Below are 23542 nucleotides of genomic sequence, written 5' to 3'. Positions count from 1 at the left end.
TCAGGCTTCCTTCCGGACGGTGATGAGCATTGCTTGGAGATCTCCGGCGTCGGTCCGGACCAGGCCGGGCTCGATCCGCTCGACGTAGCCGAAGTCCTCGAGGGCCTCGGCGACCAGCTCGTGGTGCTCGTCGAACCATTCGCTGGCCCGCCGCTCGTCGGCAGGCAGGATCACGACGACGCGCCAGGTGACCTCGAAGTCGCGGGCCGGGCCGCGGTCGAGGCCGTCGAGCAGCGGCCAGGCGTCGCCGGTCTTCAGCGTCCGCGGCCGGTACTTGTGGCCCTGCACGCCGGCGACCGGGTCGAGCGCGTCGGCCAGGTCCTGCCGGTCGGTGACGATGCTCATCCCATGACCAGCTTCCGGTGCGGGGCTTCGAGGCGGCGGACTTCGGGGTCGCGGCCAGGGAGGACCACGGGGCCGGCCTCGCCGTCGCCGCGCGGTGTCATGACGGCCAGCTGGCGCAGCGCCCGGTTCCGCGCCACGCGCCGCTTCAGCGCCTCGGCCAGGTCGGCGGGCATCGGGTCGGCCACGCGGCACACCCGGTCCTGCGCGGCGGTCTCGGCGACCAGGATCTGGGTGAGCTCGTCGTCCTCGGACGTGTCGTTCGGGGCGATCTGCAGGTAGGTCTTCAGCTCGTCGAGGTCCATCACACTGCCTCCGTGCTCAGCACGCCGTTGGTGACGCGGAGCCGGTAGAGGTTGCCGTTGGCCCGGTCGGTCAGGACGTAGCCCTTACCGGCGACGTAGCAGATCAGGTCGCCGTCGCACTCGCCGCCGGACAGCAGCGCCGTGTAGCTCTGGAACACCGCGCCGCCGCCCGCGTCCGTGACCGTGTTGGTGGTGCCGGCCGCGAGGCTGTTGGCCGTCGTGTTGTTGCAGTTGAGCAGCGCCACCCGGCAGCCGGGATCGGCCTTGACGAACGCCGTCGCTGACCCGGCCGGGCTGTTGTCGACGGCGCCGATCAGCGTGGCCGCGATGGCCGAGCCGGTGAGGTGCACGCCGATGCCGCGGTTGTCGTAGACCCAGGCGCCGGACAGCGTGTTGCCGTAGCCGCCGTTGACCCGGAAGCCGGCCGTGGCGTTTCCCTCCGCGCCGCACCCGGCCAGGGTCACGGACTGGCAGGAGTCGACGAGGTAGCCGATCGGGTTGTGGTCGGCCGCGCAGCCGTTCAGCGCGCTGTAGACCATGTTGTAGAGGCGGATGCCGCCGGTCGCGTTGGCGTTGCCGTAGACGCCGGTCAGCGTGCAGCTGGTGCCCGCCGCGCCGCCGACCGCGCCGGCCAGGTTGACGCCGTAGCCGCCGTTGGAGCTCGCGACGACCCGCGTCAGGGTGGTGACGATGCCGTTCTCGATGTGGATGCCGTCGCCGCCGAAGTCGTGGACGGTGACGCCCTCGACGACGGTGTACGCGACGTGGTTCCCGGCGCCCTTCGCGAGGAACAGGCCGTGGCCGGCGCCCGAGCCGGGGCCGAGCAGCTGCACACCGCGCAGCGCGACCCGCTCGACGTTGGTGCCCTGCACGCAGTTGGCGGCCGGGTTGGTCTGGCGGATCACGCAGGTGATGTCGCCGTCGGCCTGCAGCGTGGTCCCGGACTGCAGAACCAGAGCGGCGGTGAGCCGGTAGGTGCCCGTGGCCAGGTAGACCGTGCCGCCGCCCAGCGGCAGGGCGTTGATCGCCGCCTGCAGCGCCACGGTGTCGTCGGCGATGTTGTTGCCGACCGCCCCGAACGCGCGCACGTCGACCGCGCTGCGGCTGCCGAGCCGGTACGGGGACACGATCGCCGGGTCGACGACCGGGGCCACCGACGCCAGGTCGAGAGTCCCCACAACTGTGGGGACCTCGATGTTGTAGGAGCGCACCCGGGCGCCGTCGATCCGCTCGGTCACCAGGTAGGTGAACCCAGCCGGCGCCCACTGCGGATCGTCGGTGGCGGCCAGCTCGACCGCCAGGGCGCCGTCGTCGAGGACGACGCGCAGCGGTGCCGCCGGCATGACCGCGCCGGGCGTGACCGCCGGGATCGACGGGGTGAAGGTGACCACGCCGGTAGCCGCGCCACCGTCAGGCGCGACGTACTGCGCGGAGACGGTGATCGTGGTGATCGCGTCGGGCAGCGACATGGTCACCTCCTTCCGTGCTGGGCCCGCACCGGCCAGGCCCCACCGGACCGGCGCGGGAGCGGATTACTTGACGAGCGGGTCCGGCGCGGCGCCGGTCGCCTTGTCGGGCACCTTCTCGAACGTGTCCTGGTCGACGACCCGCGGCGCGGTGCCGGGCTCGCCGTCGCCGACCTGCCGGGCGCCGGTGAACGGGCTGACGGTCTTGCCGTGCAGCTCGAGGTCGGCGCGCTGGCCCTCGGAGAGGCCGAACTTCGGCTCCCGCGGGGTCGGCGTGGTGTTCGGCTGCACGACGGCGTTGGCCCGAGCGTCGGCCAGCTCGCCCTGCAGCTTCTCGTTCTCCGCGCGCAGCCGGTCGACCTCGGTGGTCACCGGCGCGGCGGGGGTGGTGTTGCTCGGCATGGGGTCTCCTTACGCCGGGTCGTAGATGAGCTCGCGGACACCGTTGATGTCGTTGATCGCGGCGGCCGAGTAGCCCCAGATGCCCATGTAGACGTGGGCCACCTCGATCTCCGGCATGAGCAGCTGCCGCGGCGTGGTCGCCCAGCCGTCGACGGCGAGACTGTCGAACAGGTAGCTCGACGCGGCGACGATGCCGGTCGCGGCGAGCGCCCACGAGGGGAGCGCCAGGACGCCGTTGACGTCGACAGCGCCGAACCGGTCCCGGACGGTGCCGTTCGCGTTCGACGGGCCCATGGCCGGGAACAGCGGCCGGCCGGAGCCGTCGCGTGCGCCGACCAGGGCGAGGTAGAGGTCAATCTGCGCGAACAGGCTGTCCATGGTGAAGCCGCCGCGCACGAAGTGCAGCCGGGCGAACGCCTGGATCAGCTCGGCCGACAGCGTCTGACCGGTGGTGCCGCCACCCGTGGTGAAGGTACCCAGCGACGCCGGCGACGCGGCGTCGAGGGTTGCGATGGCCTTGGCCTCCAGGGCTTCCTGGTAGCCGCGGGTCATCTGCTTCCAGATGAGGTTGCCGACGCCGGGCATGCCGCCCATGTCCCAGGTCTCGCGGGTGATCTTCGCCTTGCCGGACGTGGCGGTCGGGGTGACCGTCTGGTTGGTGTTGGTGAAGGTGCCCGAGGTCGGCTCGACACCCTCGGTGTGCGCCTGCACCAGGCCCGAGGCCGAGTTGAACTTCGGCCACGCGAACGGCTGGATCCCGTTGATCGGGGCACCCTTGAAGATCCGGTCCCACACCGGCGAGCGGAACTCCCGCTGGTCGATGTAGCGGCTCGTGTTGACGGTCGGGTTCAGCGCCGTCACGTTGCTGCTGGCCACGTCGAACTGCTCGGCGATGAACTCCTCGACCCGGCGACGGGCGGTGGTGTCACCGAACGCCGGGTTCAGCCCCTGGATCATGTCCATGCCGAAGTCGTGCGACCCGCTGACCAGGTTGTTGTCGGCGTCGAAGCGATACGGCACGGGCTCGGTGACCACGGCACGAGCGGCCGGGGCGGGGTCGACGAAGGTCGGCCGGGCGGCCGGCGCGGCAGGCTGACCGCCGAGGCCGTTCGCCTGCATCCAGGCGACCTGCTCGGCCGAGAACGCCAGCGGGGCGGGAGCCGGCGGGGTGGCCGGCGTGGTTTCGGTGTCCGGGTCCATGCCGGTCCTTCCGTTGTCGTCACTCGCCATCACGGAGATGAGGCGAGAGTCGGTGAATGCGGGGTTCTTGACGAAGCCGACACCGGTCAGATTCGCCATGTCGACGAGCAGGGCACCCGTGTTCTCCGGGTCGCTGCTCATGTCCAGGGCGTCGATGTCGACCTCGACGGACAAGCCGGTCTTCCGGCCCGACTTCGCCATGGCGAGCGCCTTGTCACCCTCCGGCCCGTCGAAGACCTTGAAGGTCATGACGAAGCCCTCGTCGGTGTCCTCAGCGGAGATGCCGCGGCCAAGGCGCTGGCCCTGGTCGTGCTCGTGGTTCAGCCGGATGTACTTCGCGTGGCCGAGCTTCAGGCTGCCCCGGGAGAACCGCCAGGTGCGGCCGTTGCGGTGCCGGCCGAGCTTGCCCCAGGGGATGACCACGCCGCGGATCGTGCGGCGCTCGTCGTCGACGGAGAACGTCGCGGCGGTCAGGTCGTCGAACTCGAGGAACTCCATCAGGCGGCCTCGGTCTCTCGTGCCGGCACCCCGAGGGTGGATGTGACCCGCCGCGGCGCGAGCGGAGCGGCGCTAGGTGCCGCGGCGGGGGCTTGGATGGCGCGGGGCGGCAGGCCCTCGTTCTCGCGGACCTCGGCAGCGTCGGTGACGCCCATCGCGATCTGCATCTGCGCGACCTCGGCGCGGGTCTTCGGGTCGGCCCGGAGGAAGTCGTCCAGGTCGAAGCGGACCTTCTGGCCCGGGCGGGTGATGTCGCCCATCGACAGGCGCTGCGTGATCGCGGCCATGTACGGGCTCAGCAGGTCGTTGATGCGGTTCTGCCGCTCGTCGACGATGTTCGCGTAGGTGCGCGTGGTGACGTTGACACCGACGTCGTTCGGGTTCAGGCCGATCGCGACGGCGATGTCCAGGGCCGCCCGCTCCTGCAGCTGCACCAGCTGGAGGTCGACGGGGGTCGGCTGCTGCACCTGGTTGTACTTCAGGCTCGCCGGGACGTAGCCCGTGACCCGCTTGCGGCGCCAGAACGACCACCGGGTCAGCGCCTCCGAGATCTCCTCGTCGTCACCCGGGTCGGCCGACGGATCAGCCGGCGTGAAGAAGTCCTGCGGCCGCGGGTTGTCGGCGAACAGCTCGGCGGCCTTGTCGAGGGCCACCGCGCGCTTGATGGCCCGGCTCCCGTCGCGCAGCAGCGGGCTGTTCGGGCTGTCGAACCTCTTCACGTCCCGCTTGCTGACCGGCTTGCCCTCGACCCAGATCAGCTCGCGCGGGTCGATCCCGGACGGCAGCGGGTGGTGGTCGGTCATGCCCGTCGGCGGCCTGGTCGACACCGACGACACGTCGACGTGGCGGACCTTCTCGGGGAAGTCGTCCTCGTCGCGGGCCGTCACCAGTAGGTACGACACCGACTCGAACAGCAGGTCCTCGATGACCATCGCCAGGACGGCGACGTTCGTCGTGTTGTCGTCCAGCTGCTCGAGCAACGGCACGTCGATGATCCGGCGGTTCCGGTCGACCGTCTCCAGCGGCAGCGTGGCCACCGCGCAGACGAGGTCGCGGCCGCGCTTGACCGCAGGCACCGACAGGGCATCGGCCCGGCTGACTCGGCCGATGCTGTCGTAGATCTCCTGGATCAGGTCGTCGATCGGCTTCGGGGCCGACTCTGAGAACTCGACTCGGCGCGGGGACATGCCGAAGACCGCGCGCACGCGATCAACCAGGGCCATGCCTGGCATGGTACAACCCCTAATACGAAACGCCTACGGTCTGCAATCACGAGCCGCGGGGACCGACCAGCCGAACCCTGCCCGCCGGCGCCGGAAGCGTCCGCGCCAGATGAGCCGCACCGGCCGCCGCGTACATCGCGTCGACGTCCCCAGCGCCCTTGCGGGAGAACACCCAGGCGTCGCCCCGGAACGCCTTCTCGGCGTTCTCCACGTTGTCGTCGAGCAGCGGATCGGCGCTGTGCGCCAGGCCGTCGGCGGCGACTAGGGCCGAGAAGCCCATGCAGACCTGCGTCAGCTCGCCGCGGATCTCCTCCACGGCCACCCCGGGCGGCGGCCACACCGCGCGCCGGCCGGGCTGCGACCGGTCAGCCAGACGGGCACCGACGGCGGCGGCCGGCCCCGACGGCAACCAGCCGAACGCGCGCGGCTTGGCCCGGGCCACCAGCGCGGGCAGCTCGCGCGCCGCCTGGTCGACGCAGCCGGGGCCCTCCCAGGCCGTCACGGCGTCGATCCGGACCCGGCCGTCGGGCAGCACCGCCGCGGCGTAGAGGGCCGCGTGCTGCATGCTCGGCGCGACGTCGAAGCACCACGCCACGCTGCTGCGGTAGGCCTCGAGGTCGCCGGGGTCGATACAGCGCACCCACGCGGCGAGGTCGATGACCGCGTCGGCGTCCTCGAGGAGCTCGCACATGATCTCCGTGCGGAAGGTGCGCAGCAGCTCGCCACCCTTCGCGAGGGCCGCACGCGCCTCACGCACCAGCCGCGCCGACCGCTTGCCACCCGGCCGGTCCATCGTCGGGTTCGCCATGGCCAGCATCTGCGGGTCGGCCGGGTCAGCACCCTCCGGCACCGACCACTCGAACAGGCCCAGCGTCTCGTCACCCTCGCCGGAGTCCATGAACTCCAGCGCCGACGCGCGCAGCTCCATCCACAGCACGCCCTTCGGGTCCGGCGTCGTCAGCCCGAAGTACTGCGCGTCCTCGAAGGCATCCATCGAGTAGTAGGCGGCCGAGTAGGCCTCCATGTTGTACTGCTTCGCCAGCTCGTCGGCGATGACCCGCTGATTCGACATCGACCGGCCGCCCTCGGCGTTGCTCGCGGCCACCGAGTAGTGGCAGTCGTCGGCTGTCCACCACTCCTCCTCACCGGCCGCCTTACGGATCGCCTTGCGGTGCGGGTTCTCCGGCATGTCGTGCACGAGCTCAGGGCTGCCCACGGCCATCTTGAACGCGCTGAACCAGGGCTTCTTGGCGTACTTCGTGAGCGTCGACGTGCCCAGGATGCTCGGCTTCTTCTCCTCGAACAGCCAGTAGAGCGTCAGCGCGAGCACCGCCTCCGTCTTGCCGTTCTGGCGGCCCACCGTGACGATCACCCGGCGGAACCGAGGCGTCCCGTCCTCGAGGAGCTCGCCGGCATGGATCACGAGCCAGCGCTGCCACGGCCACAGCGGCCGGCCCAGCTTCTCGGCGGCGAACCGCTCGACCTTGAACCCGTACGACGTCGTCTCACCGAGCGCACAGCCGCAACCGCACTGCCCAGGTGGCCCCTGAACGAGCGGCGGCGTGTACAGACGAGGCGAGATCGAGCCCAGCACCGGCTCGGCAAGAACGGCAGTCATGGTCACTCTCCGCAAACAAAAAATGGACACTAGGGCGTGGATGTCCGGGGCCCCTGGGTTGGGAAGAATCGCCTGGTCAGAGCGCTCACCACTTGGTCATTGCCCTCGGTTGTGGTGCTGTGCGTCGTGCTCCTGGGTCGCCGACCTTGCCGTTGCATGGCTGGCATGAGGCGACGAGGTGGGTGTGCTGGTCTGCCTTGCACCCTGGGCATCGGCCACGCCCGTGTAGGTGGTGGACCTGGGTGGCTACTCCGGTGCACACCTGGGATAGCAGGAGCCGGCACCTATACCCATCGCGTACGAGGACCTGCAGCCTGGTTGTGCGCCAGGCCCTGGTGGACCCTCCGGCCCAGGCCTTGCTCATTGGTCTCGGCCTGGTGGCCGGCGTGCCCGTGCGAGCTTCTGGCCGTGGCGTTGGGTTAGCCCGTAGTCGCGGCGTCGTTTGAGTTCGGCGCGTTCTGCCCGCTTGGCTTCTCGTTTGCGGAGGGTCTCGGCGACGGCGGCTTGGAGGCGGGCGCGCCAGTCGGTCGGCTCGAAGGATGTGGACATGCCGTGTGGACACGAGCCGGGATGTGGACATGTGGACATGTCCACATCGGCTTCTGACTCACGCGTCACGTGAAGGGGGGTATTTCCCTCTTTTCTATACACAGAGCTACCGTCAGTTGTACTCGTCGTAGAACTTTTGTCGTCGGTCATCGCTCTCGCCCGTCCACATCTTGTCCACATGTCCACATGTCCACATCGCCTCTCAGAGCGCCGTGAGGACGTTGCCGTCGAGTCCCAGCCACCGCTGCTTGACCGCGTGCTCGACAGCCGCATCGAGCAGCGGACGGTCCCGGCCGGGCAGCTTGCGCCGGGCGGCGCCGACGGTCAGCGCCTCGTCCTCGGCGAAGGCCTTGATCCGTGCAGCAACCCGCTCGACAGCGGCAGAGGCCTGCATCCCGGCGGCCGTGACCGCGCGAGCCTCCTGGGTCTTCTGGTCGAGGCGACGCTCGGCCTCCTCGTCGGCCTGGCGCTTCTGGAAGCGCAGCAGCGAGTCGCGGATGGCGCACGAGGTGACCCAGATCAGGCCGGCCAGGTGCCAGTCCTCGCGGTTGACGTGCATGCGCCCGTCCAGCAGGCACAGCAGTGCGGCGAGCTTGCACCGCATCAGCGGCTCGTGGGAGTCGAGCGGGTCGACCTGGACCTCGCCGAGGTGCTTCTGGCGGGTCTGGGCGCGCAACGCCTGGCGCACCTCGGTCGGGAACTCCACCACGCCCTGCTTCGGCCATGCGGGCACGTCGACCTGGCCTGGCCACTCGTGGTCGCCCTCGGGCATCTCGGTGTCCTGCGCGCCGATCCACAGGAACCGCTGCGGGGTGCCGGGGCCGACGTCGGACAGCAGACCCGCGGCGACCTCGGGCTGGAAACCGACGAGCAGCCCCATGGAGTAGTCGCCAGAGCGGACCATGCGGGTCGTCTCGTCGCGGGCGTTGGCCTGGCCGAGGGTGCCGCCGACCCATGCGGTCCGGAGCGTGGCGCCGAGGATGGCGCCCTGGCGGTCACGCATCAGCTTGGTGAGCGTCTCGCCCTCGTCGACGTAGAAGTAGGCGTTGTGGCGCACCTGGGCCCGCACCTTCTCGGTGATCGGGTCGCCCTTGAACGGGCCGCTCTTGTGGACGCGGGTGGTGTCGCGCTCCTTGGTGCCCATGTAGACCTCGGCCAGGCCCTCGCCGGTGCCGACGCCCACGCCGTCGCGGAACACCTCGAAGTCGGCCTTGCCGTCCATGGTGCCGAGCGGGTGCGGCACCTTGACCAGCTCGCTGGCCGCGCGGGAGGCCTCGCTCTTGCCGATGCCGGACCCGGCCAGCAGACACGCGAACAGGTTCATCGAGCCGGACGGGCCTCGGCCGGAGTCGAACTTGACCTCGTGCGGGACCATGCCGGCCACCCGCGTCAGCACGGCGGCCAGCACGGCGTCGGGGTGGGTCATGGTGGCCCAGGCGGCCTGACGGATCTGCTTGTGCAGCGGCCGGGCGTCCCAGAACTCATCGGGCAGCCGCCGGGTGGCCACCGCGACGACCTCGGGGCTGTCGGCGTGCTCCGGCTCGGGCGCGTAGTGGATCTCGGGTGGGGCGTCGGGCCACACGTCGAGCAGGACGCTGGCTTCGTCGCGGGCGCACACGAAGCATGTGCCGTCGGGGTCGAGCTGGGCCTGGCACGTCGGGCAGGCCGGGTAGCTGTCGGTCATGCGGCCCACCGCCGGACGTTCTCCGGCCCGTAGGCGTACGCGATGTGCCGGTCGAGGGCCTTGACGTGCCGGGGGTCCGGACGCCACGGCTTCTTGTCGGTGGCCGGTGTTACGGTGCGCTCGGTGGCCGGCCTGTTAAGGGCAGGCCGGGCACCTCCCTTGGCTTCGGTCACGGGGCCACCGCCGCGGCGAGCAGGCTGACGATGACGCCGAGGTCTTCGGGCGCGAGCGGTGGGGCGTTACGGGCTGCGGCCTTGATGGCAGCGAGACGCTCGTCGGCGTCCTGGCTGCCATCGGCGGCATAGAAGTCGGAGACCTGGCAGTCGTAGACGGCTGCGATCTCGCCGAGCACGTGAGCGGGCGGGCTGACCCGGCCGGACTCGTAGCTGCGGATGGTGTGGGTGGAGCGGCCGATCTTCTCGGCGGCCTGGTCAACGGTGTAGCCGGCGGCGTGGCGCAGTTGGCGCAGACGGGTGCCGGACAACGTCCGAGTCACTTCGGGAACTCCCCTGGAGACGCGAACGCCGAGCATGGAAGACGGACCCGTCTCTTGCGGGTCTGACGTCTACTCAGCTCGGTCCCGTTGCGGCACCAGTGCTTGGGCTCCGGTCGGGGGCATGTCGCCCTGTGCCCGTTGCGGGCCTCGACCTTCTCGGCATTGAGGGCATCGCGCCCTCGCCACTACACCCCGGGTTCCTTAACGACTCGGCATCGCGCTTCGCCGCAGGCCTTGTCCCGTTGCGGGTCGCGGCCAGGGGTTCCCTAGTAACTCGGTGTTCAGTTGATGTAGCCAGGATACGCGCAACATCAACTTGGGTCCAGCGCGGCCCAGTGGTCGCCCCACGTCTGCTCGTCGCCCCGCCACCGCGACGGGGCCAGCCGGTGGAAGCTGAAGCGGACGCCCTTACGCGAGGCGGCCACCCGGATCTCGGCCACCTTGTCGATGACCTCCCGCCGCTGGCCGATCGTCAGCCGGCCCCACCGCTCGCGGGCGCCGGGGCCGGCCACGTCACGGATCAGCTTCGGCAGCGGCGCGACCTGGGCCAGCCGCTTCGCGTCCTCGATCTCCGGGAGCAGCCGCTGCTCGATCCGGGCCAACGCGGCCGGGGTGAGCTCACCGCGGGCCGCAGCGTCGACGAACCCGTCCAGGCGGCGCTGCAGCTCGTCGGCCTGGCCTGAGGCGCCGGCCACCGCCTGGTCGCTGCGGGCGGCGAGACCGCGCATGACGTCGGGCTGCTCGAGGCGTTCGATCACCTGGTCGGTCACGAACTCCTCAACCTTGGTGGTCCGCACACTGACGCAGTAGTCCTGATGGCAGATGTATGACCAGTAGCCGCGGTTCTTCAGGACCCGGGTCCGGCCGCCGCACGGCGCGACCATGATCCCGGAGAGCAGGTGCTTCAGGGACAGGTCACGGGTCGAGTGGCGGCGGGGGTCGCTCATCCGGCGCACGCACTCGGCGTAGACGTTCTCCTCGAGGATGGCCGGCCAGACGGCGTCGCCGACGACGACGCCGCGGTGCACGCGCTGCCCGACGTACCGGGGGTTGGTCACGACCCGCTTGATCTGCAGGGGCAGCCACTTCCCGCCGCGCGGGGCCGGGACCTCCCGCCGGTTGAGGTCCTGGGCGATGCCGTACAGGCTCTCGCCGGCCTCGACACGGCGGCCGCACTCGCGCACGATCTCGGCCTGCTCGGGGTGCTCGACCTGCTCGACGAAGTTCCCGCGGTCGTCGTAGCGGCGGGTGTAGCCGAAGGCCAGCTTCCCGTGCGGGCGACCAGCGACGGCGTTGGCCCGGACGTCGCGCAGGATCCGCTCGCGGGTCTCCTCGGAGGCGTAGGCGTTGTTCACGCCCTCGTCGGCCAGAGTCTTCCAGTCGCGCGGCACGGTGAGGTCGTAGGTGCGCCGGTGGTCGACGACGTGGATCTTCACCCCGCGGTCGCGGCAGAGGTCGAGCAGCGCCGACCAGGTGGTCAGCTTCCGGTCGCCGCGCGAGCTCTCCCACAGGATCACCACGTCGACCGTGCCCGCCTGGATGGCTGCGAGCAGCGCGGTGTGGTGCTCTCGCTCCTTGCGGGCGTGCCGGCTGGCCGAGATGTCGTTGTCGCTGAACACCTCGACGACGGTCCAGCCGAGGGCGGCGGCGGCCAGGCGCGCCTCGTCCTCTTGCTGCTGGACGGAGGCCTTGTCCCGCTTGTCCTGCGAGACGCGTGTGTAGATGGCTGCGCGCATGGGTGCTACGGTACGGGAAACACCGCCTAGTGAACACTCGCGCCCGACACGGCGTTCAGATGCGTCATGCCGACCGTGCGGAAGTCCGCCTCCAGCGCCGGGTCGAGCCGGCTGGTGTCCCCGACGACCAGCCCCGGCAACAGTCCACCGGGCCGGTCGGGCAACGGCTCGCAGGCCCGCTGAAGCCCGGCTCGCAGCACCCCGGCGGCCCGCTGGGCCCACGACGACCGCCCGATCGGGGTCGGCGCCCCTCGGACCGAGGCGACCACCGCCCGCAGGTCGCCGCCGCGCGGAGGCATCAGCTTGCCCTTGGCCGTCACGCGCTGCCCGGGCAGCAGACCCCGCCACCCCGGATCGCTGCCGAGCACCAACGCCCGCGCCGACAACCGCAACGCCGCCGAGTCCTCGGCCCGCACAGCTTCGAGATCGACAGCCACGAGGTACGTGGGTGGGCCCACCGATCCCCGCAGCGCCCGCGCATCGTCCCGCACGACCATCCGCATCCACACCGGATCACCGGCCTCGACCAGTGCGACCAGCCCCCGCGCCTCCCGAACGCTGACCCGGGCCGCCGTCGCGATCGCTCCACAGGCCACCCCGAGCAGGGCCGCCAGGACCACCCACCGCCACCGCCCAACGAACGCCGACGCCGACGCCGACGCCGACGCCGACGATCGGCCAGGTCGATCACTGGCCGGGGTGTTCGGCGCGGAACGCCGCACCACGCTCGGCGCGGGCCGCCGCACCACACTCGGCGCGGGCCGCCGCACCACACTCGGCGCGCGGGCTGCGCGGCGTTCCACCACCGACCGGGGCCCGAGCCACCTCATCGGCTCGGAGCCCGGTCCGCCGACCCGCCTCAGCCAACCCACCAGGCCGCCGGCGACCCCCACTGCGGCCACGCCGAGCAGCACGCCGGTCAGAGCGGACAGATACAGGGCTGCGAGAGCCGACAGCCACACCGCAACCGCGAAGACCGCCAACCGGAGATCCGGCCGACCTTGTCCACCAGGTCCGTCAGGTCCGCCAGGTCCGCGGGACGCATCAGCTCCGCCGGAAGTATCAGCCCGGCGCGGAAGAGGACCTGCTCGGCCGCGGCTTCGCGGTGCAGGCGCCGTCATACCGTCACCAGGTCCTTGAGCTGGTCGTAACGGGCGTCGCCGATACCGTCGACCTTGCGGAGATCGCCGACCGCCCGGAAACCGCCCTGCGCGTCCCGGGCGTCGAGGATGCGCTGCGCCAGCACCGGACCGACGCCGGGCAGCGTGTCGAGGTCGGCCAGAGTCGCGGTGTTCAAGTTGACCAGGCCCCCGGGTGCTCCGGGTGCTCCGGGTGCTCCGGGTGCGTCGGGCGCGGTGGGCGCGGCACCCGGCGGCGCGACCACGCCCGGCGGCGGCGTGACGCCGACCATGATGAGCTCGCCGTCGACAACCTTGCGGGCGAGGTTGAGGACGGCCACGTCCACGCCCGGCTGGGCGCCGCCCGCCGCGGTCAGGGCATCGGCCACCCGAGCGCCGGGCGCGAGGCGGACCAGGCCGGGCCGGCGGACCTTGCCGCCGACGGCGATGACCACCTCGGCCGGCGCAGATGCGGACCCGCGCGCGACGACGGGCGGCCCGCCCGGTCCACCGCCTGCCGGTCCACCGCCAGCCGGGCCACCGCCCGCCCCCGACTCGACCGCGCCCAGCGGCGGCGGCGCCACCGGGTCGACGCGTGGACGGGCCCGCCACGCCAGCACGGCGGCGATGAGGATCACCACGGCTACGACCGCCACCAGCGCCCGCACCCCTCGTCGGCCCGGGTCGAAGGCACCGAGCCCGAACCGGCGCTCCCCATCCGCCGGCCCGCCGAAGGCACCGGCCCCGGTGAGCGCGGGCGGCTCCTCAGGCGCCGCCGACCCGGCGAAGGCGAAGCGCTCCCCCGCCGGGTCGAACTGGTAGTTCCCCACATCGGGCTGCTCGTCCGCCGGCGGGACCGGCACGCCGGTACCGCGATGATCGGCCTCGGGCAGCACCCATCCGGGCGGCGGCAACGGAGAGCGTGCGGCCGGGGCGGGGAAGGGCTCGGAATCAGGCATCAGATCACCAAGGTGAGAGGTCCGGGAATCACTGCCGGCGACGATCGAGGAGGCGCCGCCGGGCGCTCGCCCGGCGACCACGGTCGGATGAACACCTGTAGGCGACCGCACGGCGACAACGGTCCGATAAGCACCGCTAGGCGACTGCTCCGCGACAACCGCGCGATCAGCACCGCCAGGCGACCGCCCCGCGACAACCGTCGAATCAGCACCGCCAGGCGACCGCACAGAGACAGCCGCCGGATCAGCGTCGGCAGGTGGCCGCACAGTGACGACGGTCGGCGGCGGTGAGACCGCCACATCAGGCGTCATCGACGGCTCGTCGGGCGGGGTTCGTTGATGCTGCGAAGCCGGCGGCGTGGACCAGGGCGTCCCCGGCCGGTAGCCGTCCAGCTGCGCAGCAGGCTGGTGGCCCGGTCGGCCAGCATCCGGAGGCGCACCTGACCGGAACGGGTGAAATACGGCGCTGGGCGCCGCCTCCAGGTCCACGTCGTCGGGCCAGGCCGGAATGATGTCGGACCACTGCAACGGGTCGCCGACCTCGGCCAACGCGGGAAGACCGCCGGAGACGGCACGATCACCGGCCGCGGGCGGGGTGGCGTGGATGGGCAACGATGGGGACGGGGTTGGGGCGGCCGGGGCTGGCCGGTCGCGGACCGGACCGGCGAGCACCGACCGCAGCCTCTGGGCCACGGCGTCGTCGGGGGGCTTCCGCTCTCGCACGCCAGGCACGCTAGGGAAGACCGCGTCCGCACGCCGCGGGCTCTGTGGACAGGGGTGCATTGTGGATAACTCAGCGACCCGGTTGACCTGTGCTACGGGGTGGGCGTGACGATCACGGAGGACGCGCTGGCCACGGCGATCACGACGCTGCGGGCGGCGGGGTGTGTCTTCGCCGAGGAGGAGGCGGCCGTGCTGCGCGAGGTGGCTCCCGACGACCACACGCTCGACGTGTTCGTGCGGCGGCGCGCCCAGGGCGAACCGCTCGAGCAGGTCGTCGGTCACGCCGACTTCGCCGGTGTCCGCGTTCGCCTCAGGCCCGGGGTCTTCGTCCCCCGGGTCCGCAGCCGGCTTCTCGTCGACCTGGCCGCACGTCATGACCCGCGGGTCGTGCTCGACCTCTGCTGCGGCTCGGGCGCCCTGGGTCTGGCCGTGCGGCACCGGCGGCCCGGCATCGAGTTGCACGCCGCCGACCTCGACCCGGCCGCCACCGCCTGCGCCCGCGCCAACGGCATCGCCGACGTCCACGAGGGCGACCTCTACGCCCCGCTGCCCGACGGTCTGCGCGGCCGGGTGGACGTGCTGCTGGCCAACGTGCCCTACGTCGCGACCGCCCACCTCCCGTTGCTGCCGTCCGAGGCTCGTGATCACGAGCCTCGGCTGGCGCTCGACGGGGGCTCCGACGGCCTTGATATCTTTCGCCGCGTGATCGGGAGCGCTCCCACGTGGCTCTCCGAGACCGGGGTCGTGCTCTCCGAGATCACCGGGGCCCAGGAGGGACCGGCGTTGGAAGTCATCGGCCGTTCGGGCCTGGACGGCGACGTCTTCTACGACGAGGATCTCGATGCTCGAGTGGTCCGGGCCAAGAGGCCTTAGAGGAAAGAGGGCGTACCGGTGGGCCTGCTGCGAAGGCTCGCGCGGGTCAGGCTGGCCACCCAGGTGGTCCGGCGGCTGCGCAAGTCCGGCTTCAAAGCCGTCCGCTACGACGCTCGGACGTTCCAGGTCCGTTTTGCACCGACTGTCCACCAGGAACCCGAGATAGTCGACCTCGCTCCGCTGGCCGAGCTGCGGCGCAAACAGATCAGGGCGTACATCGCCGGTCTGATCGCGAACCCGATCCCCCCGACCTGGCAGCAGGCGAAACCCCTGCTGCGTCCCGTCATCCGCGGCGCCACCCCGGGCGCCCCGCTACGACGACCGGCGTTCCCCTACCTTTTCGAGTACGTCGTCATCGACCATCCCGAGGCCATGACCTACGTGACCGGGGAGCAGATCAAGACCTGGGACGTACGCGCCGACGACGTCTTCGCCGCGGCCCGGTCCAACCTCGAGGGAGCCACCCTCAAGAGCGCTCCGACCGCGGTCGTCCGGTTCGTCGACAACGGGGACGCGTACTGGACCTCGCACCTGCTGCTGAGGCACTGGCTGGAACGCCTTGCACCCCAGGTCGACGGTCCGCCCATGGCGTTCGCCCCCGAACGCGGCACGCTTCTGCTCACCTCGGCCGACAGCCCCCATCTGCCGGCCCTCTTCGCCCAGGCCGAGGAGCTCTACGCGCGGTCGGCCCGGCCGATCACCCCGATGGCGTACGTCAGTGACGCCGAGGGCTGCACCGTCCCCTACACCGTCGACCCCGGCCATCCCCTGCACCACACCGTCCAACGCGCCGGCGCCATCCTCGCTGTCCAGGAGTACGCCCGCCAGGCGGCCCACCTCACCGAGCCCGCAGCCGAGCTCGAGCTGATCGGCGACGACGACACGGGCTGGCACACCCGAGCCGTCTGGGACGAGAAGTCCCTGCTCCCCACGGCCGACGAGGTGCGGATCGGCGACCGCACGATGCCGTGGCGGGAGCTGGCCCCCCGGCTCGAGCCGGTCGCCGGTCTCAACCCGTTCCGATGGCGCAAAAGCTGACGCGCCCGCCACGGTAGCCGACAGACACAGACCCGGCGGGGACGAAGTGGCCGGGCAGAGACCAGGCCGGCGGGGACGAAGTGGCCGGACAGAGACCAGGCCGGCAGGGCCGAGGTCGGCGGCCACAGAGCCGGCCAGCCGGGAGTCAGCCCCGCCGATGCACCACGACGGCGGCCAGGCCGGGGCCCACATGCGCGGCGACCACGGCCCCGATCTCGGTGATGTAGCAGTCCCGGAGCCGGTCGCCCAGCCGCATCGCCACCGCGTCGGCCAGGGCCGTCGCGCGGTCGGGGGCCTCCAGGTGGTGCACGGCGATGTCCACCTCGCCGTCGCCGGCCGCCTCGACGGCCAGATCGACGAGCTTCGCGAGCGCCCGCCCGGCCGTCCGCACCTTGTCCTTGAGGACGATGGTCCCGTCCACCATGTGCAGGATCGGCTTGACCGACAGAGCCGTTCCGAGCAGCGCCGACGCCGCCCCGATCCGCCCACCGCGGCGCAGGAACTCCAGCGTGTCGACGTAGAACAGCGTGCTCACCCGGGAGGCGTGGTGGACAGCCTCCCGCCGTACGGCATCGAGGTCTCGCCCCTGGCGCGCGGCCGCCGCCGCGGCCAGGGCGGCGAACCCCAGCCCCATCCCGGTCGCCCCGCTGTCGACGACCTGGACCCGCGGCCCGGCCTCGGCCGCGGCCAGCGACGCGGCCTCGAAGGTGCCGGAGAGCTTGGCCGACAGGTGGACCGACACGATGCCGTCGGCGCCGGCGTCCAGCAGCTCCCGGTAGGCGGTCGCGAACTGGGACGGCGCGGGCCGGGACGTGCTCACCGCCGTGCGGCGCTCGCCGAGAGCCCGGGCGACCTCGGCGGGCTGGATCTCGAGCCCCTCGAGCCCGTCGGTGCCGTTGATGACCACGGTCAGGGGCACGACGGTCAGCTCATACGAGCCGCTGAGTTCGGCGGGCAGGTACGCGGTGGAGTCGGTGACGACCGCGACGGACATGCGGGCACGGTAACCGATCGGCCCCGGCCCAGGTCGATCAGCCCTTCTCGACCGACACGACGACGAACGGCACACCCTGCTGGCAGGTGGACATCATGTCGGGCTGCGAGCTGCCGACGATCGTGACCTTGCTGCCGACGGCGGCGTCGGCGCGCATCGCCGGGTCGTCGAAGATCAGCAGGTGTGATCCGGAGCCGTCCGTGAGGAGCAGGCAGTTGGGCTCGACGCCGGCGGTCACCGTGCCGGTGATCGTGCGGCCGCCGGCGGCCGGGCCTCCGGCGGACGGCTTCCCCGCGGGCCCACTGGGCTTGGCCGTGGGCACGGGCAGGTCGATCACGTCCGAGGCGGACGGGGAGGGCGCGGGAGCCGGGGCAGCGCCGGTGTCGGCCGTGTTGTTGGCACAGCCGGCGACGAGCACGAGAAACAGAAGAGCGGAAACTGTCCGAGTCACCATGATGCTTGGACGCTACCGGATCTTCCGCGGTTCCCGGATGATCACACCGGCGGCGGGACCGGGTGGTCGCTGAACGGGCCGACGTTGTAGGCCGCCAGCTGCCATCCCCGCTTGTCGTCGAGGTTGAGCTCGATCCAGTGGCAGTTCTGCAGGGCGCGCAGGGTGCGCAACTGCTCGATCGGCCAGCCCAGCAGGTGGCCGACTCCCTGGCGGGCGGCGGCGCCGTGCGTCGCGACCACGACCGTGCCGCCGGGCGGCGCCAGTGCGGCGGCGTCGAGCAACCCGTCGGCCACCCGGGTGCCCAGCTCGTCGAGGGTTTCGACGTCGCCGCCGACCTCTTGACCCGCTGTCCACCGGGCGTGCTGCTCGGGGTGGACCTGGGTCACCTCGGTCATGGTGAGGCCCTGCCAGGCGCCGAAATACCGCTCGCGCAGCCGCTTGTCATAGCTGATCGACAGCCCGGTCAGCGCGGCCAGCGCCGCCGCGGTGTCGGCCGCCCGGCGCAGGTCGCTGGCGACGATCGCGTCCGGTTTCAGCTTGACCAGCAGTTCGGCGGCGTCGACGGCCTGCTGACGGCCCAGGTCGTTGAGCGACACGTCGGTCTGACCCTGGACGCGATGGGTGGCGTTCCAGTCGGTGTTGCCGTGGCGCCAGACGATCAGGCGGTTCACGAAGCTTCGGCGTCGGCCATGTCGCGGTCCACGAACTGGACCGTCGGGCAGTCCTTCCACAGCTTGTCGAGGGCGTAGAACTCGCGTTCCTCGGCATGCTGGATGTGGACGACGATGTCGACGTAGTCGAGCAGCACCCACCGCCCCTGGCGCTCGCCCTCGCGACGCACGGGCTTGGCCTTCTCGGGGAGGTCGAGCAGCGCTTCCTCGACGGCGTCGACGATCGCGGCGACCTGACGCTCGTTGGACGCGGAGGCGATCACGAAGGCGTCGGTGATGTAGAGCTGGTCTCCGACATCGATCACGACGATGTCTTGCGCCTTCTTGTCGGCGGCGGCCTGGGCGGCCGTCATAGCCAGTTCATAAGCGCGTTCAGTGACGGGCAAGAGTGGCCTCTCGTTAGGCGGGCTTACCCAGCGGGCTGATTGACTCGGCGGGCTGGTTTCAGGTCCGGACGGTTGTCCAGCACATCAAGCGTCTCACACCGCTGTGACATTTCCCGACCCCCGATAGAGGCCTCGCTTGTTGATGTATTGCACGACACCGTCGGGCACCAGATACCACACCGGCTCGCCCGCGGCCACGCGGTCGCGGCAGGCGGACGACGAGATCGCCATGGCCGGCACCTCGACCAGCGTGACGCTGTCCTCGGGCAGGTGGTCGTCGGTGAGCTCGAAGCCGGGCCGGGTGACCCCCACGAAGTGCGCCGCGGCGAACATCTCGAGCGCGTCCTTCCAGCTCAGGATGCGGTTGAGGGCGTCCGCGCCGGTGATGAAGAACAGCGACGCATCGGCGCCGTAGATCGCGCGCATGTCCCGCAGGGTGTCGATCGTGTAGGTGGGGCCGTCGCGGTCGATGTCGGCCCGGCTGACGTGGAAGCGCGGGTTGGACGCCGTGGCGATGACCGTCATCAGGTAGCGGTCCTCGGCCGGCGAGACGCGACCCTTCTGGTACGGCTGGCCGGTGGGCACGAAGACCACCTCGTCGAGGTCGAATCGCGCCTGCACCTCGCTGGCCGCCACCAGGTGGCCGTGGTGGACGGGATCGAACGTCCCACCCATGATCCCGATCCGCCGGCCCGACATCACTGCAGGATAAGCCTCGTCCCGATCAAGGGCACCCGGGTTCAACGGGCGGCCAGCGCCCGGCGGAGGTCGTCGTCGGCGTCGAGCACGACCCGCCGCAGGATCGGGTCGAGGTCGTCGTCCGCGAGCAGCCCGGCGGCCAGGTCGCGGGTCCGCTGCTCGACCATCAGGGCCGGGTACGCCGCGCCGGCCGTGCGCTCCGCGCTCATGCCGCTGCGCATCCGCATCATCGCCGGCATCTCGGCGAAGTATCGCGGCACGTACTCGCGGACCAGGTCGAGCTGCTCGGCCTGCCAGAAGCCGGACGCGGTCATCTCCACCAGGCGGTTCGAGAGCGCGGCGTCCTCGATGATCGCCGCCCACGCCGCCGCCTTGGCCGACGGGTCCGGGCGGGCGGCCCGGCTGCGGGCGGCCCACTGTTCCCCCTGGGCGCTGCGGTCCCGCTCGAACTCGGCGTCGATCACGTCGGCGCCGGCCGCGCCCAGCACGGCCAGGCGGTAGACGATCAGCCAGCGCAGGTCGGCGTCGACGGCCAGGCCGCCGGGCACGTTCCGGCCGGCCAGCCAGTCCTGCAGCCGGGCGGCGTCGGTGGTGGCGCCGATCAGGCCGCGGGCGGCGGCGAGCTGGCGTGACCCGCCCGGCTCCGAGGCGGCCAGCAGGCGGTCGGCGGCCTGGGCGAGCAACTCAAGGGCGGCCGGGCGCGCCTCCGGTGTGGCGTAGCGGTCGACCAGGCTGCGGGTGGCCCGGAGAACGTCCTCGACGATCACCACCTCGGACTCCACCGGCAAGGCGGCCAGCACGAGCGTGACCAGCTCGGCGACCGGGCGCTCGCCGTCGACGACCGCGTCGAGCGTGGCCGCCCACAGCACGGCGCGGGCCAGCGAGTCGCCGATCAGCGGCAGGACGGCCGGGACGGCGGCGGCCGACTCGTCGTCGAGCCGGATCTTCGCGTACGTGAGGTCGCCGTCGTTGAGCAGCAGCAGGTCGGCCACCGGCTCGCCGGCCAGCTCGGGCACCTCGGTGCGGCCGGTCGCGTCCACCTCGACCTCGACCAGCTTGCGCCGCCGCACGCTGCCGTCGGCGTCACGGTCCCAGAGGCCGAGGCCGAGCCGGTGCGGGCGCAGAGTCGGATGGGCCTCGGGGGCGGTCTGCTCGACGACCACCGACGCGTACGAGGACCCCTCGCGCGTGACCGCGGTGCGCAGCGTGTTGACCTGGGGCTGGCGCAACCAGACGTCGGCCCAGGCGGTGAGGTCGCGCCCACTGGCCTTGGAGAGCGCGCCGAGCAGATCGGCCAGCGTGGCGTTGCCGTAGGAGTGCGCCGCGAAGTGCGCGTTCACACCGGCGCGGAACGCCTCCTCGCCCACGAAGGCCACCAGCTGCTTGAGCACGGCGGCGCCCTTGGCGTACGAGATGCCGTCGAAGTTGAGCAGCGCCTGGTCGGTGTCGGTGACCTCGGCCGGCGCCACCGGATGGGTCGACGGGTGCTGGTCGGCGCGCAGCCCCCACGCCTTGCGCTGCATCGCGAAGGTCGTCCAGGCGCCGGGGAAGCGCGTCGCCTCGGTCGTGATGCGGGTGCCCATGTACTCCGCGAACGACTCGTTCAGCCACAGGTCATCCCACCACGCCATGGTCACCAGGTCGCCGAACCACATGTGGGCCATCTCGTGGGCGATCACGTTGGCCCGGTGCTCGCGCTCGCTGTCGGTCACCGCCGAGCGGTAGATGAACTCGTCACGGAAGACGACCAGACCCGGGTACTCCATCGCGCCGAAGTTGAACTCGGGGGCGAAGGCCTGCTGGTAGTGCCCGAACGGGTACCGGATGTCGAAGATCTCGTGGTAGCGGTCGAGGCACTGCTTGGTGATCTCGAAGATCTCGGCCGCCTCGGCCTCGAGCGCCCCGGCCAGCGCGGCCCGGGCGAACAGGGCCAGCGGGATGCCGTCGTGCGAGTCGGTGACCTCGTGGTACGGGCCGGCGATCAGCGAGCAGAGATAGGTCGAGATCGGCTTGGTGGCCGCGAACTCCCAGCGCCCGTTCGCGCCCGACAGCAGCGGTCCGTTGGCCGCCACCCGCCAGCTCGGCGGCGCGGTCACGGTGATGCGGAACGACGCCTTGAGGTCGGGCTGGTCGAAGGCGGGCAGGATGCGGCCCGCGTTGTTGATGAACATGTGCTGGTAGATGTAGATCGAGCCGTCGGCCGGATCGACGTACTTGTGCAGGCCCTCGCCCGTGTTCGAGTACCGCATGACGGCCTCGACGGCCAGCTCGTTGTCCGCCGCGAGGCCGGTCAGCCGGAGCCGGCCGTCGGCGAGCGCCGACTCGGGCAGCGGCGAGCCGTTCAGCGTCATGCTCACCACGCTCACCGGCTCGAACTCGAGGAACGTGGAGGCGCCCTCTCGCGCCTCGAAACGCACCACAGCACGCGAACCGAAGGTGTCTCCCCCGGCGGTCAGATCGAGGTCGACCTCGTACTGGTGGACATCGACGGTGGCGGCCCGGGCGGTAGCCTCGGCGCGGGTCAGGCTCGGCATCCGACCATCATCCGATACGAGCCGTTCCGCTGTTATCGTGGGCTCCATGCGCTTCGCGAACCTCGGTCGGTGGCTGCCCTGACGGGCGGCTCCCCCCACGCGCGCATCACCACCGCGGCCGCCCCTTCCGGGCGGCCGTTGTCATGTCCGGAGGGTGCGGTCCCCCACTCCGGAGGACATCATGACCCGTCGCCTCACCGGCTTCCAGCCCACCGGCCACCTGCACCTGGGCAACCTCATCGGGGCCATGCGCCCGCTGGTCGGGGCCCAGGAGAGACCCGGCACCACCCACTCGATCGCGATGATCGCCGACCTGCACGCGCTGACCGTCGAGCACGACCCGACACGACTGCGCGCCAACACGCTGCAGGTGGCGGCCGTGCTGCTCGCCGCCGGCGTCGACCCGCGGCGCACCGCGCTCATCGCCCAGTCCCAGGTCCCCGAGCACACCGAGCTGCACTACCTGCTCGAGTGCGCGACCGGGTACGGCGAGGCCGCGCGCATGATCCAGTTCAAGGAGAAGTCCTCGGCCGGCGGCCCCGTGCGGCTCAGCCTGCTGACCTATCCGGTGCTGATGGGGTCCGACATCCTCGTGCACGACAGCGACCAGGTGCCGGTGGGTGACGACCAGAGCCAGCACCTCGAGCTGGCCCGGGCGATCGCGACCAGGTTCAACGCCCGGTACGGCGACACCTTCACGGTGCCCGAGGGCATCCGGCCCGAGAACGCCGCACGGATCATGGATCTGGCCGACCCGGCCCGCAAGATGAGCAAGAGCACGCCGTCGGCGGCCGGCCGGATCGGACTGCTCGACCCGCCCGAGACGATCCGCCGGGTCATCGCCCGGGCGGTCACCGACACGGCCGGCGTGGTGCGTGCCGACCCGGCCGGCCAACCCGGCGTGACCAATCTGCTGGCTATCCTGCGGGCCTGCTCGGACCGCGAACCAGGTGAGCTGAGCTCGTACGGGGCGCTCAAGCGTGAGGTCACCGACGCGGTCGAGGCGCTGCTCGCGCCGATCCGGGCCCGGTACGCCGAGCTCGCGGCCGACCCCGGCCACGTCGGCCGGATCCTGACCGAGGGGGCGGCCCGGGTGCGGCCCCGCGCCGCCGCGACGGTACGCCGGACCCGCGCGGCCATCGGCCTACTGGACTGAGACCGTCAGGCGTTTCTCGTAGCGGACGACGCCCGGACCACGGGCCGGAAGCTGGTGGTAGCCCGCCGACTGGAAGAGCGCGATCGCCGCGGCCGAGGTGACGCCCGTGGTCAAACGGATCACCGGGCGGCCGGCGGCGAGCGCCTCCTCCTCGAGCGCGACGATCATCTGTCGCGCGATGCCTCGGCAGCGGAAGGCCGGCCGCACGTACATCCGCTTGAGCTCGGCCGCCCCGGGCTCGGGCAGCGGCTGCCAGGCTCCGCAGGCCACGGCCCGCCCGTCGACGACCGCCACGAAGTGGGCGACCTGGTCGTCCGGCACGAAGCCCCGGCCGCCCTCGTGCCGCTGAGCCGCGACGAGGGCGGCCAGCTCGGGGTCCAGGGCGGGCCTGGCTTCGATCAACACAGGGTGACCCTAG

Annotated in this window: 23 protein-coding genes; 3 read left to right on the top strand and 20 right to left on the bottom strand. The window is 71.6% G+C overall.

Features of this window, described 5'->3' with window-relative positions:
• From HJC40_RS41290 to HJC40_RS41230, 13 genes are all read right to left on the bottom strand, one after another.
• The gene (locus tag HJC40_RS41290; RefSeq protein WP_250009132.1) at positions 1–345 is read right to left on the bottom strand and encodes a hypothetical protein; all 345 of its coding nucleotides are present in this window, start codon (positions 343–345) and stop codon (positions 1–3) included.
• Positions 342–647 (bottom strand): hypothetical protein, encoded by a 306-nt coding sequence (locus HJC40_RS41285; protein WP_250009131.1) that lies wholly within the window; start codon positions 645–647, stop codon positions 342–344. Before HJC40_RS41285 ends, HJC40_RS41290 begins: the two co-directional genes overlap by 4 nt.
• A complete protein-coding gene (locus HJC40_RS41280; protein ID WP_250009130.1) occupies positions 647–2116 on the bottom strand; it encodes a right-handed parallel beta-helix repeat-containing protein in 1470 nt (489 codons plus the stop codon). Before HJC40_RS41280 ends, HJC40_RS41285 begins: the two co-directional genes overlap by 1 nt.
• 63 nt (positions 2117–2179) lie before the next feature.
• Positions 2180–2515 carry a hypothetical protein gene (locus tag HJC40_RS41275; protein WP_250009128.1) on the bottom strand — a complete coding sequence of 112 codons (336 nt, stop codon included), beginning with the start codon at positions 2513–2515 and terminating at the stop codon, positions 2180–2182.
• A 9-nt stretch (positions 2516–2524) separates the two neighbouring features.
• On the bottom strand, positions 2525–4213 hold the full coding sequence (locus HJC40_RS41270) for an HK97 family phage prohead protease (RefSeq protein ID WP_250009127.1): 1689 nt from the start codon (positions 4211–4213) through the stop codon (positions 2525–2527).
• Positions 4213–5436, bottom strand: coding sequence for a phage portal protein (locus tag HJC40_RS41265; protein WP_250009126.1), 1224 nt, complete (start codon positions 5434–5436; stop codon positions 4213–4215). The genes HJC40_RS41270 and HJC40_RS41265 overlap by 1 nt, the downstream gene beginning before the upstream one ends.
• 46 nt (positions 5437–5482) lie before the next feature.
• A complete protein-coding gene (locus tag HJC40_RS41260; RefSeq protein WP_250009125.1) occupies positions 5483–7054 on the bottom strand; it encodes a terminase in 1572 nt (523 codons plus the stop codon).
• Positions 7055–7805: 751 nt separating this feature from the next.
• Complete coding sequence (locus tag HJC40_RS41255; RefSeq protein ID WP_250009124.1) at positions 7806–9287, bottom strand: hypothetical protein; 1482 nt, start codon at positions 9285–9287, stop codon at positions 7806–7808.
• Positions 9284–9460, bottom strand: a complete 177-nt coding sequence (locus HJC40_RS41250; protein WP_250009123.1) for a hypothetical protein — start codon at positions 9458–9460, stop codon at positions 9284–9286. Before HJC40_RS41250 ends, HJC40_RS41255 begins: the two co-directional genes overlap by 4 nt.
• Positions 9457–9783 (bottom strand): helix-turn-helix transcriptional regulator, encoded by a 327-nt coding sequence (locus HJC40_RS41245; protein WP_250009122.1) that lies wholly within the window; start codon positions 9781–9783, stop codon positions 9457–9459. The genes HJC40_RS41250 and HJC40_RS41245 overlap by 4 nt, the downstream gene beginning before the upstream one ends.
• Before the next feature lie 311 nt (positions 9784–10094).
• Positions 10095–11519 (bottom strand): recombinase family protein, encoded by a 1425-nt coding sequence (locus HJC40_RS41240; protein ID WP_250009120.1) that lies wholly within the window; start codon positions 11517–11519, stop codon positions 10095–10097.
• A gap of 26 nt (positions 11520–11545) precedes the next feature.
• On the bottom strand, positions 11546–12502 hold the full coding sequence (locus tag HJC40_RS41235) for a ComEC/Rec2 family competence protein (protein ID WP_250009119.1): 957 nt from the start codon (positions 12500–12502) through the stop codon (positions 11546–11548).
• Positions 12503–12636: 134 nt separating this feature from the next.
• Positions 12637–13596 (bottom strand): ComEA family DNA-binding protein, encoded by a 960-nt coding sequence (locus HJC40_RS41230; RefSeq protein WP_308200999.1) that lies wholly within the window; start codon positions 13594–13596, stop codon positions 12637–12639.
• A gap of 828 nt (positions 13597–14424) precedes the next feature.
• On the opposite strand from HJC40_RS41230, the gene HJC40_RS41225 reads away from it, so the two are divergent.
• Both HJC40_RS41225 and HJC40_RS41220 read left to right on the top strand, forming a co-directional pair.
• Positions 14425–15192, top strand: coding sequence for a putative protein N(5)-glutamine methyltransferase (locus tag HJC40_RS41225; protein WP_250009118.1), 768 nt, complete (start codon positions 14425–14427; stop codon positions 15190–15192).
• Between the two features lie 18 nt (positions 15193–15210).
• A complete protein-coding gene (locus HJC40_RS41220) occupies positions 15211–16230 on the top strand; it encodes a hypothetical protein (protein WP_250009117.1) in 1020 nt (339 codons plus the stop codon).
• Positions 16231–16375: 145 nt separating this feature from the next.
• Here the strand turns inward: HJC40_RS41220 and HJC40_RS41215 are convergent, their stop codons facing one another.
• The 6 genes from HJC40_RS41215 to pepN all read right to left on the bottom strand — a co-directional run bounded on the left by HJC40_RS41215 (position 16376) and on the right by pepN (position 21968).
• Positions 16376–17224, bottom strand: a complete 849-nt coding sequence (locus HJC40_RS41215; protein ID WP_250009116.1) for a DegV family protein — start codon at positions 17222–17224, stop codon at positions 16376–16378.
• Positions 17225–17261: 37 nt separating this feature from the next.
• On the bottom strand, positions 17262–17678 hold the full coding sequence (locus HJC40_RS41210; RefSeq protein ID WP_250009115.1) for a hypothetical protein: 417 nt from the start codon (positions 17676–17678) through the stop codon (positions 17262–17264).
• Positions 17679–17719: 41 nt separating this feature from the next.
• Positions 17720–18349, bottom strand: a complete 630-nt coding sequence (locus HJC40_RS41205; protein WP_250009113.1) for a histidine phosphatase family protein — start codon at positions 18347–18349, stop codon at positions 17720–17722.
• Positions 18346–18735 carry a ribosome silencing factor gene (gene rsfS / locus HJC40_RS41200; protein WP_250009112.1) on the bottom strand — a complete coding sequence of 130 codons (390 nt, stop codon included), beginning with the start codon at positions 18733–18735 and terminating at the stop codon, positions 18346–18348. Before rsfS ends, HJC40_RS41205 begins: the two co-directional genes overlap by 4 nt.
• 93 nt (positions 18736–18828) lie before the next feature.
• A complete protein-coding gene (gene nadD, locus HJC40_RS41195) occupies positions 18829–19434 on the bottom strand; it encodes a nicotinate-nucleotide adenylyltransferase (protein WP_250009111.1) in 606 nt (201 codons plus the stop codon).
• A 41-nt stretch (positions 19435–19475) separates the two neighbouring features.
• Positions 19476–21968, bottom strand: coding sequence for an aminopeptidase N (pepN, locus tag HJC40_RS41190; protein ID WP_250009110.1), 2493 nt, complete (start codon positions 21966–21968; stop codon positions 19476–19478).
• Between the two features lie 181 nt (positions 21969–22149).
• Here pepN and trpS point away from each other — a divergent pair, with 181 nt between their 5' ends.
• Complete coding sequence (gene trpS / locus HJC40_RS41185; RefSeq protein WP_250009109.1) at positions 22150–23124, top strand: tryptophan--tRNA ligase; 975 nt, start codon at positions 22150–22152, stop codon at positions 23122–23124.
• On the opposite strand, the gene HJC40_RS41180 is transcribed toward trpS, so the two are convergent.
• A complete protein-coding gene (locus HJC40_RS41180) occupies positions 23113–23529 on the bottom strand; it encodes a GNAT family N-acetyltransferase (RefSeq protein WP_250009108.1) in 417 nt (138 codons plus the stop codon). The genes trpS and HJC40_RS41180 overlap by 12 nt on opposite strands.
• Between the last annotated feature and the right edge of the window lie 13 nt (positions 23530–23542).

This window comes from Actinoplanes sp. M2I2 (genome assembly GCF_023544445.1).
Classification (GTDB): Bacteria; Actinomycetota; Actinomycetes; order Mycobacteriales; family Micromonosporaceae; genus Actinoplanes.
Note: the sequence above shows the minus strand (reverse complement) of the source record. Positions and strands in the feature narration are given on the sequence as shown.